The organism is Chryseobacterium nepalense, assembly GCF_023195755.1.
Classification (GTDB): Bacteria; Bacteroidota; Bacteroidia; order Flavobacteriales; family Weeksellaceae; genus Chryseobacterium; species Chryseobacterium nepalense.
The window spans coordinates 868,245-880,791 of record NZ_CP096203.1 but is presented as its reverse complement, the minus strand read 5'-3'; the positions used below and the strand labels follow the sequence as shown (position 1 = coordinate 880,791).

Sequence of the window (12,547 nt, the reverse complement as noted above, 5' to 3'; positions counted from 1 at the left end):
AGTTTAGTAAACTATTCCTTCGCAAAAAAAGCATTCGAGCTTCCGATCCAGATGGCATCTTTTTTATTGAAATCGACGTTTACCATCGCTGCCTTAGTCATTCTTGCTAAATTCTCCATCAGAATCGGGCTTTCATTATTTTCAGGCCAGATATATAATAAACGAATCTCTGCTTTCGAATAATCTCCGTTGATATCCTCAAAAATAGGAGCATAGTCTACTTTTCTCTGCAGGATGTAGTTTTGTTTATCTTCAATGGCATCTGTAATTTCTTTCGTAGGATTTAGATTCACCCCGCTTCCGGCAAAAGAAAACAACGGCTTTAAAACAAAATTTTTCAAATCCTCTGTTTCGGGAAATTCATGCAGGAAATAACTTTTCGGAACAAATTGATGTTGTAAAAGAGGCAGTAAAAATTTTGAAATTTTGAAAAACCAGTTGGGATGGGTAATCCATTTTACATCAACATCTTCCCGGAAATCGAATTCAGTTTTCAGGTCCGGAATCCGATCTAATTCATCAAAGATAACACGGTTATAAATCCTTTTAATTTCGGTTAATTTTCCATTATTCTCATAATAAAGTTTTTTTCCGTTCTTTTTTACTTTGGTAAGGCAAACCGTTTTTATTCCAAGTAATTGTTCTGTCAGGACAAAATCGATGGCTGTTTTCTGCTTTTCAGGATAAATTTCCAGAAGGATAACATTTTCCGGATTTTCGTCTCCAATAATAAGATCTTTGAAATGGTTTTTAAAATTGTCAGGAGACATTGTATTTTTCAATTCAGAAAGGAAAGGATAAATTTCGCAGAAGGCATCTTCAAAAACTTTTTGAAAAGCGTATAAAGAAGGGAAAGCTTGAAGCTCAATTAATTGCGGTTCCACTTCTCCCGTTTCATTTTTACAGATTCCGAAGTCGATGGTGAAAAAATGCGGTTTTTCCGTATCATTTGGAACTCTGCAATTATCAGGAACAGCTTTTTGTAAAATATCCGGGGATAAAGCTTTTATCTGATTAATAATACTTTTGCTCGCATTGATCAGTTTAGCTTCAAAATCTTTGGTAAGGAATAAAGGACTTTCAGAAATTCTGAATGCCGGTTCCAGTCCGCTTTTTTGCTTTAGATATTCTTTAAGCTGAGCATATTTTTCCTGCGAAAATTCCTGATTAAACTTTTTTCTGTATTCTGAAATCATAATCTTTTTTCGTTGTAATTTAAAAAAATCGGACGATCGCCCGATTATGTTACTAACTATATTTTGCTAAATCAGAACATTTACTCTGTTGATAATATTTTGCTTTGCAAAATCTAAAAATCTCGGTAAAATCTGGGACTGCGTAAGGGTAATTTTATCTTCATCATCAATTCTTTCGATGGTTTCAAGATACTTTTCCATTCCGAAATTTTCAATCATAGCCAATTTGTTTTTTTCATCTTTCAGGTTTTCAATCATTCCTTCAGGATTCGCTTCAGGATGAAACTGTGTACCGAAGATTTCCTCAGAAAACCGCACAGCCATTACCGCTCTTTCCAGATCAATATGAGGACGGAATTTTTCAATCGCAGTAATTTTCATTCCCAGCTCTTCAAACCGCTCATGGTCCGGTTCTATAAACTGATAGGCACGGGAATCCACCGCGTAGAAAGGATCCGGGAGATTTTTAAATAAAAATTCTTCTTCGCCCTCCTCTGTTTTATGAATGGGCATTACACCGAATGAATAGGATTTTCTTTTACAGATATTTCCCAGCTTCCAGTGAATGCTTGCCAGCTGAAAAGAATGGCAGATTAAAAAAAGGTATTTCTTCTTCTGGCTGATCCGGTTGTGATTGTGAATTGAATCTAAAAAAGCACTGAATCTATCTTCCCATTCAAACCCTTCACGGTGCGGATTTCCGGGACCTCCGGAAGAAATAAATATGTCGAAATCTTCAATATCGGGAATTTCATTTTTAAACCTCACATCAAATGTCGTGATGCTTACATTTTCCCCGGTACAGCTTTGCCTGAAGGTTTCAGAAATTTCTTTAATATTTTTAAATCCCTGGTTGATCTGATTATTATTCATATCCAGCAAAGCAATTCGAATATCCTTCATCTTATCTCAAATTTTATACAAATGTATCAAATATTATGAATGTAAAACTTCTCCATGAGTAATGCCGTATTCTGTTTCAGAGATCATATAATCAACAACTTTTGTAAGATCGCCGGTTTCATTAAATATTCTGAGCTGGCGGTCTGCACCCGTTCCGTTTTCAAGAATGGTCCATGCATATTCTACTTCTTTCCTGCATCCCAATTCGTCTACCACATCATCAATAAATTCAAGGAGTTCCTTCAGAAGATCCGGATACGGTACGGATTCTTCTTTCCCGAAATCGATAAGATGCGCTTCTATTCCGCTTTTGGATGCTCTCCATTTATTTTCGTTCAGCAATAACCTTCTATAGCTCCTGAAACTTAAATTCTGCTGATGAAGTTTATAAATTTTTGCTACAAGAGACTGCATAATTGCAGCTAAGCAAACGGTTTCATCTATTCTTAAAGGCATATCGCAAATCCTGAATTCAATGGTAGGGTAAAACGGATGAACCCGAAGATCCCACCATATCTTCTTGGCATTGTCTATGGTTCCTGTTTTCACCAGAAGATCCACATAGCTATCGAACTCAGCCAGGGAATTAAAAAAGCTTGGAATCCCGGTTCTTGGGAATTTTACGAAAATTTCCTGTCTGTAAGACTTGAAACCGGTATTTCTTCCGATCCAGAATGGTGAATTGGTAGACAGCGCATAAACGTGCGGAAGAAAATATCGCATCACATTCTGTATTCTCACTCCTTCTTCACGGTTTGGAATTCCGATATGAACGTGCAGCCCGAAAATAAGATTTCCACGTGCCACATCGCCCATGTCATCAACGATTTTGATATATCGTTCGCCGTTGGTAATGGTGTTGTGTTCCCAGTTTGAAAAAGGATGTGTTCCCCCGCCGGAAACGCGAAGTCCCTGTTCATGGGCTGTTTTGATAAGATGTCTTCTCAGGTTGGTTAATTCCGTTTTGGCTTCCTGGATATTCTGGCAGATTCCCGTTTCCATTTCGATCATGGATTCGTGCATTTCGTGCTTTAAGTTTTCGCTTAAAACGGCTTTTCCGCCTTCGATAATTTTCGAAACATGAGAGACCAGGTCACGGCTCTCAACATCAATGATTTGATACTCTTCTTCGATTCCAATAGTAAATTGATGCATTTTTTTTCGTGTTTATTTAATGTTTTTTTATTGTACAGAATCTTTTACGAAAGTTCCCCAGGAGATATTCGGTTTTCCCGGAACGTATTCTTTTGCTTTTTCCAGAGCAAGTTTTGCGGCATGCTCAACAATCCATGCAAAGTTTTCTTCACCTACAGAATTCCTGTCTGCATCCGGGGCAGGATTGCAGAAGTCGATGGCGTAAGGAATTCCGTCCCGCACGGCAAATTCTACCGTATTGAAATCATAGCCTAAGGCTTCATTCATTGTAATGGTATAATCATGAATGGTTTTTAATAATTTTTCCAGCTCTTCACCCTGGGTTTTATGCGTTGTTGCATATCGTAGATGGTGTACGTTTCGGGGTTCATAGGGCATAATGTGAACATATTTTTTACCCAGACAATATACTCTGTAATAATCATCAAAAATTATTTCTTCCTGTACCATCATCACCAGCTGTTCTGTTTCCGAATGCTTTGCCCAAAGATCTTCAGGACTTTCTACGCGGTATACATTTCTCCATCCTCCGCCATCGTGAGGTTTCATGTAAGCTGGAAAACCTACGTAATTAAAAATATAATCCCAGTCGTGAGGAAATTTTAAATTTCTGAAAGATGTTTCCGAAGTGTTCTCCGGTCTTTCATAAGAAGGAAGCAGTACGGTTTTAGGTAATGGGATCCCAAGTTTTGTCATCAGAGCATTATTGAAAAACTTTTCATCGGCACTCCACCAAAACGGGTTATTGATGACATAGGTACCATTTAATGCAGCATTTTTAAGATAAGCTCTGTAAAACGGAACATCCTGGGAAATTCTGTCAATAATTACGGCATATCCGTAATCTGCGCCTTGTTCAAGTTTATCAATACTTACCGGTTCTGCAATAATTTCGCCTTTACCGAGTTCATTTACCTTATCAATAAATGCCCAGGGAAAAGTATCTTCCATTCCGAATAGTATTCCAACTTTTTTAACCATAATCTATTTTTTAATATTTGTTAATCGTATTTTTAAATTTAAGAGAAAAATGCTCCGATAAATGTTGGGAAAACCATTCTCCACAGTGGCCAGTCGTGGTTAATCCATTTTCTTTCATCATACCAGAAGTCAATTCCTTTGGAACGCAGGATTTCCGCCATTTCAATGTTTTTATCCCTGCAGATGTCCTGGTCGGAAGTACTTAGTACAATATGCATATGCTTGTATTTCCAGGCTTCATCATTCTTTACAAATTCTCTCGGACAATTAAAATACACGAGATCATCGGAATATCCTTCCATGAAATTTCTGATACTGAAAGCGCCCGAAAGGCAGAACAGATGCGAGACAACATCCGGAAACCTGAAAGCAAAATTAGCCGCATGATAGCCCCCGAAACTTGCTCCTGCAACCGCAACGCGATGAGTTTTATGAATTTTTTGAATATAGGGTACAAATTCCTGAATCAGAAACTGGACGTATCTTTCATAGTTTTTAATTCTATGGTGAGGCGGAATATTATCATCATAAAAGCTCCAGCTGTCGATAGTCTGGATATTATAAAGTTTAACCTTTCCCTGCTCCACAAACCAGTTGATACTTCCGTTCAGTTGAAAATCGTGGTTTTGTGTATAAAGCCCCTGTGAGGTAGGAAACATAATAATTGGGTAGCCGTAATGTCCGGTAACTTCCACTTTGATGCTTGTTCCCAAAATATGTGAATAATAATCTGTATGTTCTATATGTGGCATATTGTATTGTGAATGATAATCAATTATTTTCGCTAACTTCTCAGCTTGTCGGTTTACTTTTAGGAGGAAGAATATTCAGCATTTCGGCAAGGATTTTCTCTGCAGCGCTGTCAAGCCTTTCCTGAATAATGATAGGATCATTGGATTTGTAAACAATTCCTACATGATGTTCAATGGGTAAGAATTTTACAGTTTCCGGACTTTCAAATTCTTCATAATCAGGATTTTTGTTTTTGATCAAAGCAATAATTAATCCCGAATAGTATCCTGTAGGTTTTGAAACTTCGTAGTGTTTCCCCTTTAACAAAGCGTCCTCAATTCTGGCCCATTCTCTCCATATATTGATGCTGCTTGATGCTTCTACCAGATCAGGAATATGGGCGCCTCCCACACGTGAAGAAGTTTCAAGAAAATAATATTTGTCGTCTTCGTTACTTTTGATGAACTCTGTGTGGGTTGCACCGTGCATCAGTCCAAAGCTGGAAAGGACTTTTATATTGGCAGCCTCAAGAGCTTTAAATTCATCGGAATATCTTCCCAGGGTTTTTGTCCTGAAAACACCGCCTTCATGAGAAACCTGCATGGGTGGTGCTAAATATTTTGAAGCGGAAGTGAAAGTCGTTTCTTTATTAAAAGTCAGACTGTCAACATGATATACATCGCCGGGCTTAAAGCTTTCCAGCAGAAATAAATGCCGTTCTTCACCAAGTTTATTGAGTTCTTCCCAAAGGTCTTCTTTGGATGCCAGTTTTTTGATGCCGGATGCAGAGGCTTCGGAGCGGGGTTTCAGTACCCATGGAGGAGATACTTTATCAACAAAAAGGTTTACTTCATCATTATTGAAAACAGCTGTAAATTCGGGAACATTGATTCCAGAATCCTTTGCTTTCTGCCTCATCGCCAATTTATCTCTGAAATATCGGTGCGTGGTCTGGCCCATCCCGGGAATACGGAATGTTTCACGGATCAGAGCTGCTTTTTCTACATCATAATCATCAAGGGCAACCACAGCATCCACTTTTCTCGTCTGCATGAGGTGGGAAAAGCCCTGGATAAGATGATCAAGATTCCAAACGGAAGGTTTTAGCTCGGGCATATAGAAAACCTCATCGATAGCATGCCATGGCCAGTTTTTTTCCTTCAGGTTTTCGGAAGTCACCAAAATTACCTTGTTGTCGAGGTTTTTCATTTCATCCATGAAGTCATACCCCTTATAATAGCACGAAATACATACTATTGTTTTCTTCTCCATATAATGTTTTTTAGTTTTTGATGAATTTTCAAAAATAAAAGTTGTTTTTATTTGTTTATTTAGTGTTAAAATTTAAAATAAAATACAATTTTGAAAATACTGTTTCAATTATACAGAGAATTTTTGTAATAAACTAATTTTTAGTGATAATTTTCAATTAAATCTGCCAGTAACTGCACTCCAAAGCCAGTAGCTGCTTTTTCTTTGGCATATCCTACATTTCCGAAAGCCACTCCGGCAATATCAAGATGTGCCCATCTTGGATGGTTTTCAATGAATTGCTCCAAAAATTTGGCGGCAACAATACAGTCTCCAATAGGTTTCATGGATACGTTTTTAAGATCGGCAACATCAGAACGGATATCATCTTTCCAGATATCCCAAAGTGGCATATTCCAAAGACGCTGGTTGGTTTTGTCACCGGTTTTTATAAGAAGATTTTTCAGCTCTTCATTATTGGAAAACATCGCTCCGCAGGTATCACCGAACATTCTTACCGAACTGCCTGTTAAGGTAGCCAGATCAATAAGAATATCTGTTTTGTAGTTTCTTGATAAGTAAGAAAGTCCGTCTGCAAGAATCATTCTCCCTTCTGCGTCTGTATTCAGGACTTCGATGGTTTTCCCGTTGTAGGCTGTAATGACGTCGCTTGGCAGGAAAGCATTCTGAGAAATCGCGTTGTCTGTAACTGGAAGAATTGCAATGATATTCACAGGAAGCTGCATTTCTGCTGCATATATTAAGGCTCCTAAAACGGCTGTCGCCCCACCCATATCCGACTTCATATAATGCATATTATCCGGATTTTTCAGGGAAATTCCGCCCGTGTCGAAAAGAACACATTTTCCTACAAGCCCGAATGTTTTGGAATTTTTAACCTCAGTTTTATATTCAATAATTGTAAAAGCAGCATCATAAGCACTTCCCTGGTTTACCGAAAGGTAAGCTCCTAAGCCCAGTTCTTCACATTTTTTCCTGTTGAATGAAGTATATTTAAAATTATATTTTTTAGCTATTGTTTTTAGATAAAGACTGAAAGTTTCAGGTCTTTTAAGATTTGCAGGTTTATTGAGCCATTCCTGACACGCAGTCTGTCCGTTGCTCAGCGCTTCAGACTTTCGACTGATCATATCCAGTTTTTTTTGGCTTAAATTTTCAAAATGAAGTTCGAATTTTGGATTCCAGAAGGCGTGGGTTTTCTCAAAAGGATAACGATATGTTCCCAGGAGAAGACCTTTTGTGAATTCCTCAAACTGCTTTTCCGTCATAAAATCTCCAACAACCAATGTTGGAACTGCCATCAGCTTTTCTTTTTGCGTCTGAGAGAATTTAACAGCAATCTGCTGAATTTCAAAAACCGGTGAATCTTCTTTCCCTAAGCCAATGAAGTAGGCAACTCCTTCATCCTGCACATTAATAAACACTTCGTGTTTTTTACCCGTGAAAAAAGCAGTAATATTTTTATTGAAATTTTTAGAAGCTCTGTTCCATTCTTCTTCTGTAAAAAGATGGAATATCTGGGTGTAATTTTTTATTTTTTTATTGAATAATTTCATAATTTAATTTTTATTGATTTTTTGCCGGGATTTTACTTCTACAGGATTTTCTTTACTATTATAATAGAGCCATTCGATAGCTCTTGGAAACTCCTGAGACCAGTAAAATTCACTGTGTGTGCCTTCCGGATTTATACTTGTCCTGAATTCGAAATCGAAAAGGTTTTTCTTTTCCCATTGTTTCAGGTATTCTTCGAAAATATGAATTCTTTTTACCATTTTAGAGCCTTCTTTACCTCCGCCATATAAATAAATTTTCATGTCAAAAGGAACCCTGAAATTCATCATTGGGAAATTATTGTTAGGCTCAACCCACAACGAAGGTGAAAAAATAAGCAGTTTAGAGTATACTTCAGGATATAGAAAACCGCTGTAAATACTAATCAGTGCTCCCAGAGAGCTTCCGCCGATTCCGGTATTGTCCCGGTCTTTTTTGGTACGGTAGTTTTCGTCAACAAAAGGTTTAAGCGTATCGGTGATGAAACGGATGTATTTCTTGCCTTCAGAGCCGTTTGCTATATGATCGTTATCAAAAATGTATTCTTTTATCCGGTCTTCGCTTCCGTGTTCAATAGCGATGATGATGATATCACCACGTCCGTATTCCGTCAGCAGAGATAACTTTTTGTCGATCTCCCAGTTTCCGTAGTCACTTCCTTCATTAAAAAGATTCTGGGCATCCTGAAGATAAAGAACCGGATAGCTCTTGCCTGATACATAATAATCATAGGGGAGAAGGGCCCAGATTTTACGGTGACGCTCGAGCTGGGGAATATAAAATGCTTCGGAAATAACTTCTGCAATAGGAAAAAACTCTTTTTTAAAAGGTCCCCAATTGAGTCTCCATTTTTTTACCACATCTGAAGTTTCAGCTTCGGATTTATTGATCTTTCTGTTGGGTGTAATATTTCCGTATTGGTCGAGCTCCACATTTTCCCAGCCGCCTTTGGTGAATTTATATTCAATTAATTCAGGCAGAAACTCATCTTTAATTTCGATGGAATAGTTTTCGGGATCCAGCTGATCAAGTCTATATTGTTCTTCTTTCGGATTCCAGCTGTTGAAATTTCCGGTAAGGTAGATATTTCTTTCATCATGTTCTTCGGTACGGAGTTTAAATCTCATCCAGGTGTGTTTAACAATTCAAAGATAAATTTATAATAAAATCTTTTTATGGCAAATTATTTTTAAAATGATCTTATACTCCTCAAAAAGCTCTATATTTGATAGAAACTAGTGATAACGGGTAATTAAACATAATAATTTCTTCAATAATAATTAACCTTTCTTTCTGATTTTTTTAGTACTTTCAGGAAAATAATAAAATTTAAACTAAAACCGTGATGAATTCGGTTAAAACATATACACTTTTTACGGATCAAGATATTTATCTTTTCAGAGAAGGTAAACATTATAAGCTGTATGATAAATTCGGGGCACATTCTGCTGAAAAAGAAGGAATACCGGGTGTTTACTTTTCGGTCTGGGCTCCTAATGCCAAAAAAGTTTCAGTAATCGGAAATTTCAACAACTGGAATTCCAAAGATCATATTCTTTTTCCCAGATGGGACGGCTCAGGAATCTGGGAGGGTTTCATTGCCGGTCTTACTTGGGGAACCTTGTATAAATATGCCATAGAAACTGCCGGAGGAGAAATTCTTGAAAAAAGTGATCCTTATGCATTAAGCTGGGAACAGAATATTCAGGCAGCATCTTTGTTTTCAACAACATGGTATGAATGGAATGACAAAGAATGGATGGACCGCCGCTGGAAAAAAAACAGCCTTACAGCTCCGCTTTCCGTATATGAGCTTCATATTGCTTCCTGGATGAGAAATGAGGAAGATCCTGAAAAATTTTTAAATTATCGCGATATAGCGGAAAGGCTCGTACCTTATATCAAAGAAATGGAATTCACGCACGTTGAATTTATGCCTGTTATGGAGTATCCGTATGACCCGAGCTGGGGATATCAGATTACCGGTTTTTTTGCGGCCACTTCACGTTTCGGATCGCCTCAGGATCTGATGTTTTTAATTGATGAGCTTCACCGCAACAATATCGGAGTGATTCTGGACTGGGTTCCGTCCCATTTTCCTGGTGATGCCAACGGATTACACAGATTCGACGGTTCTTACCTGTATGAACATGAAGATCCGAGAAAAGGTTTTCATCCCGACTGGAAATCCTATATTTTCAATTACGGAAGAAATGAAGTAAAATCTTTTTTAATTTCAAATGCTATGTTTTGGCTGGAACGTTATCATGCAGACGGACTGCGTGTGGATGCGGTTACTTCCATGCTCCATCTCGACTATTCCAGAAATGAGGGCGAATGGGAACCCAATATCTATGGGGGAAATGTAAATCTGGAAGCAAAAACGTTCTTACAGGAATTTAATACGGCAGTGTATAAAGAGTTTGGTGATTCCATTATTACCATCGCTGAAGAGAGTTCGGATTTTCCAATGCTTACTAAACCTGTTCACAATGGAGGTGTAGGTTTTGGTATGAAATGGATGATGGGCTGGATGCACGATACACTGGATTATTTTAAAAAAGATCCTATTGACAGAAAATTTTATCATCATAAATTGACTTTTGCTTCCATGTACATGTATAATGAAAATTATATGATGCCTTTATCTCATGATGAGGTCGTACATGGTAAATCAAGCCTGATTTACAAGATGTTTGGTGACGAATGGCAGAAATTTGCCAATCTCCGGGCACTGTATGTGTATATGTTTACGCATCCTGGAGCCAAACTTTTATTCATGGGCGATGAGTTCGGGCAGACCAATGAATGGAATTTCAAAAAAAGTCTGGACTGGCATTTGCTTGTATATCCCGTTCATAAAGGATTGCAGAAACTGGTAAAAGATCTTAATCATATCTACAGGAATGAAACTGCTTTTTACGAAAATCAGTTTTCGCCGGAAGGCTTTGAATGGATACAGGCAGATGATGTGGATAACTCTGTCTACATCTACTTGAGAAAGGGAAAGCGAAAAGATGATTCATACATGGTAATTCTTAACCTGACTCCAAGAGTTATTGATTACAAAATTGGTGTAGCTGCAGGAACCCATTGGGAAGTAATTCTAAATTCCGATGATGAGCAGTATGCAGGAAGCGGCGTGAAAGCCGATATTTTTAATGAACAGTATGAGGAGTATATGGGACATCAGAAATCTATAAGCCTTAATCTTCCTCCGATGGCAGGGATTATTTTAAAAAGAAAAGACAAGCAATACAAGCAAAATAGAATTAAACACCACAAAAGATAAGATAGAAAATGGTAATTTATCATCTAAGCACGGAATGTTATCCGGTGGCAAAAGTAGGAGGCTTGGCCGATGTAGTGGGCGCTTTGCCGAAATATCAGAATAAAATTAAAGATATTGAAGCGAAGGTTGTTATGCCCTGGTACAACAAATCTTTTGTCTACGATCATGAGTTTGACATAGTTTTTGATGGCTTTATTCACCAGGGAGGAAATATGCTTCAGGTGCAGGTTTTAAAGGAGAAATCAAATGTTTTGGGCTTCGAACTGTACATGGTAAAAATCCCGGGACTTTTAGACAGAGACAATCCTTACGGCTACCAGGACGAAAATTTTCAGTTTTTAGGTTTTCAGCATGGCGTTCTTCACTGGTTAAGTGCGATGAATATCCGTCCGGATGTTTTACACTGCCATGATTATCATACAGGATTGGTTCCTTTTATGATTGAATATTGTCCTGAATTTTCTTCCCTTAAAGGAGTGAAAACTATAGCAACAATCCACAACGGCGAATATCAGGGAATGATGAGCTGGGAAATGGCTAGGTTTCTTCCATCCTTCGATCAGTATAAATGGGGATTAATGGATTGGAACGGACTGATCAATCCTCTCGCAAGCATGATCAAATGTGCCCATGCTTTTACAACCGTTTCTCAGGGCTATCTTGAAGAGCTGTATGTAAGCTTCCGCGGTCTTGAAAGTCTTGTAAGGGACGAATTTGGTAAGGCATACGGAATTATCAACGGAATTGATACCGAAGTTTGGAACCCGGAAACCGACCCGATGCTGGATTTTAATTTTAACAGTAAAAATGCTGTTGAGCAGAAAAGGAAAGGCAAAGAAAAACTTTGTAAAGAATATGGATTGAAGCCTGAGCTTCCTTTGTTTGCCTTTATCGGAAGATTTGCCACAGAAAAAGGCGCCGATCTTCTTCCTGATATTGTCTGGAAAAGCATTAAACAAAGCTACGGTGCACTCAATATCATGGTTTTAGGATCCGGTAACAGTTATATTGAAAATAAGCTTAAAGAATACGATTATACGTATACCAATTTTGCTTTGGATTTAGGATATAAGGAACATCTTTCCCATAAAATATACGCTTCGGCGGATTTTTTGCTGATGCCTTCAAGGGTAGAGCCTTGTGGTCTCAATCAGATGTACTCCATGAGATACGGAACGGTACCGATTGTACGCTACACCGGAGGTCTGAGAGATACAGTAGCTGATATTTCCACGGGTGGAGCAGGGATTAATTTTAGCTATCCCGGAATAGATGATGTAATCCATGCCATGAACAGGGCATTAATGCTTTACAATCAAAAGGATGTAATGGAAAATCTGATTCATGCCAATATGAATTTTGATTTTTCATGGGAAAAGTCAGCAGAAAAATATATAGCTTTATATAAAAATTAATTTTGAGAATTGTCTGAAATTAAATTTCTGAAGTAAATATATAGACA

Annotated in this window: 10 protein-coding genes; 2 read left to right on the top strand and 8 right to left on the bottom strand. The window is 37.9% G+C overall.

Annotated features, from left to right (window positions below; all coding sequences use genetic code 11):
• Positions 1 to 11 precede the first annotated feature (11 nt).
• The 8 genes from M0D58_RS03770 to M0D58_RS03735 form a co-directional block, all read right to left on the bottom strand.
• Complete coding sequence (locus M0D58_RS03770; protein WP_248393671.1) at positions 12 to 1,196, bottom strand: hypothetical protein; 1,185 nt, start codon at positions 1,194 to 1,196, stop codon at positions 12 to 14.
• 66 nt (positions 1,197 to 1,262) lie between these two features.
• Entirely contained in the window at positions 1,263 to 2,099 is an 837-nt protein-coding gene (locus M0D58_RS03765; RefSeq protein WP_248393670.1) for a type 1 glutamine amidotransferase, read from the bottom strand.
• A 33-nt stretch (positions 2,100 to 2,132) separates the two neighbouring features.
• Entirely contained in the window at positions 2,133 to 3,254 is a 1,122-nt protein-coding gene (locus M0D58_RS03760) for a carboxylate-amine ligase (protein ID WP_248393669.1), read from the bottom strand.
• 27 nt (positions 3,255 to 3,281) lie between these two features.
• The gene (locus tag M0D58_RS03755) at positions 3,282 to 4,235 is read right to left on the bottom strand and encodes an ATP-grasp domain-containing protein (RefSeq protein ID WP_248393668.1); all 954 of its coding nucleotides are present in this window, start codon (positions 4,233 to 4,235) and stop codon (positions 3,282 to 3,284) included.
• A gap of 38 nt (positions 4,236 to 4,273) precedes the next feature.
• Positions 4,274 to 4,987 carry an alpha/beta hydrolase-fold protein gene (locus M0D58_RS03750; protein WP_248393667.1) on the bottom strand — a complete coding sequence of 238 codons (714 nt, stop codon included), beginning with the start codon at positions 4,985 to 4,987 and terminating at the stop codon, positions 4,274 to 4,276.
• 40 nt (positions 4,988 to 5,027) lie between these two features.
• Complete coding sequence (locus M0D58_RS03745; RefSeq protein ID WP_248393666.1) at positions 5,028 to 6,239, bottom strand: ATP-grasp domain-containing protein; 1,212 nt, start codon at positions 6,237 to 6,239, stop codon at positions 5,028 to 5,030.
• 140 nt (positions 6,240 to 6,379) lie between these two features.
• Complete coding sequence (locus tag M0D58_RS03740) at positions 6,380 to 7,795, bottom strand: leucyl aminopeptidase family protein (RefSeq protein ID WP_248393665.1); 1,416 nt, start codon at positions 7,793 to 7,795, stop codon at positions 6,380 to 6,382.
• 3 nt (positions 7,796 to 7,798) lie between these two features.
• Positions 7,799 to 8,920 carry an alpha/beta hydrolase-fold protein gene (locus tag M0D58_RS03735; protein ID WP_248393664.1) on the bottom strand — a complete coding sequence of 374 codons (1,122 nt, stop codon included), beginning with the start codon at positions 8,918 to 8,920 and terminating at the stop codon, positions 7,799 to 7,801.
• Between the two features lie 218 nt (positions 8,921 to 9,138).
• On the opposite strand from M0D58_RS03735, the gene glgB reads away from it, so the two are divergent.
• Positions 9,139 to 11,085: a 1,4-alpha-glucan branching protein GlgB gene (gene glgB, locus M0D58_RS03730; protein ID WP_248393663.1), complete on the top strand. Its 1,947-nt coding sequence runs from the start codon at positions 9,139 to 9,141 to the stop codon at positions 11,083 to 11,085.
• 8 nt (positions 11,086 to 11,093) lie between these two features.
• Positions 11,094 to 12,500: a glycogen synthase gene (locus M0D58_RS03725; RefSeq protein ID WP_248393662.1), complete on the top strand. Its 1,407-nt coding sequence runs from the start codon at positions 11,094 to 11,096 to the stop codon at positions 12,498 to 12,500.
• Positions 12,501 to 12,547: the final 47 nt, after the last annotated feature.

Excerpts from the sequence above, each read along its gene's own strand:
- M0D58_RS03770 (WP_248393671.1), bottom strand. The coding sequence starts at position 1,196 with ATGATTTCAGAATACAGAAAAAAGTTTAATCAGGAATTTTCGCAGGAA.
- M0D58_RS03765 (WP_248393670.1), bottom strand. The coding sequence starts at position 2,099 with ATGAAGGATATTCGAATTGCTTTGCTGGATATGAATAATAATCAGATC.
- M0D58_RS03760 (WP_248393669.1), bottom strand. The coding sequence starts at position 3,254 with ATGCATCAATTTACTATTGGAATCGAAGAAGAGTATCAAATCATTGAT.
- M0D58_RS03755 (WP_248393668.1), bottom strand. The coding sequence starts at position 4,235 with ATGGTTAAAAAAGTTGGAATACTATTCGGAATGGAAGATACTTTTCCC.
- M0D58_RS03750 (WP_248393667.1), bottom strand. The coding sequence starts at position 4,987 with ATGCCACATATAGAACATACAGATTATTATTCACATATTTTGGGAACA.
- M0D58_RS03745 (WP_248393666.1), bottom strand. The coding sequence starts at position 6,239 with ATGGAGAAGAAAACAATAGTATGTATTTCGTGCTATTATAAGGGGTAT.
- M0D58_RS03740 (WP_248393665.1), bottom strand. The coding sequence starts at position 7,795 with ATGAAATTATTCAATAAAAAAATAAAAAATTACACCCAGATATTCCAT.
- M0D58_RS03735 (WP_248393664.1), bottom strand. The coding sequence starts at position 8,920 with ATGAGATTTAAACTCCGTACCGAAGAACATGATGAAAGAAATATCTAC.
- glgB (WP_248393663.1), top strand. The coding sequence starts at position 9,139 with ATGAATTCGGTTAAAACATATACACTTTTTACGGATCAAGATATTTAT.
- M0D58_RS03725 (WP_248393662.1), top strand. The coding sequence starts at position 11,094 with ATGGTAATTTATCATCTAAGCACGGAATGTTATCCGGTGGCAAAAGTA.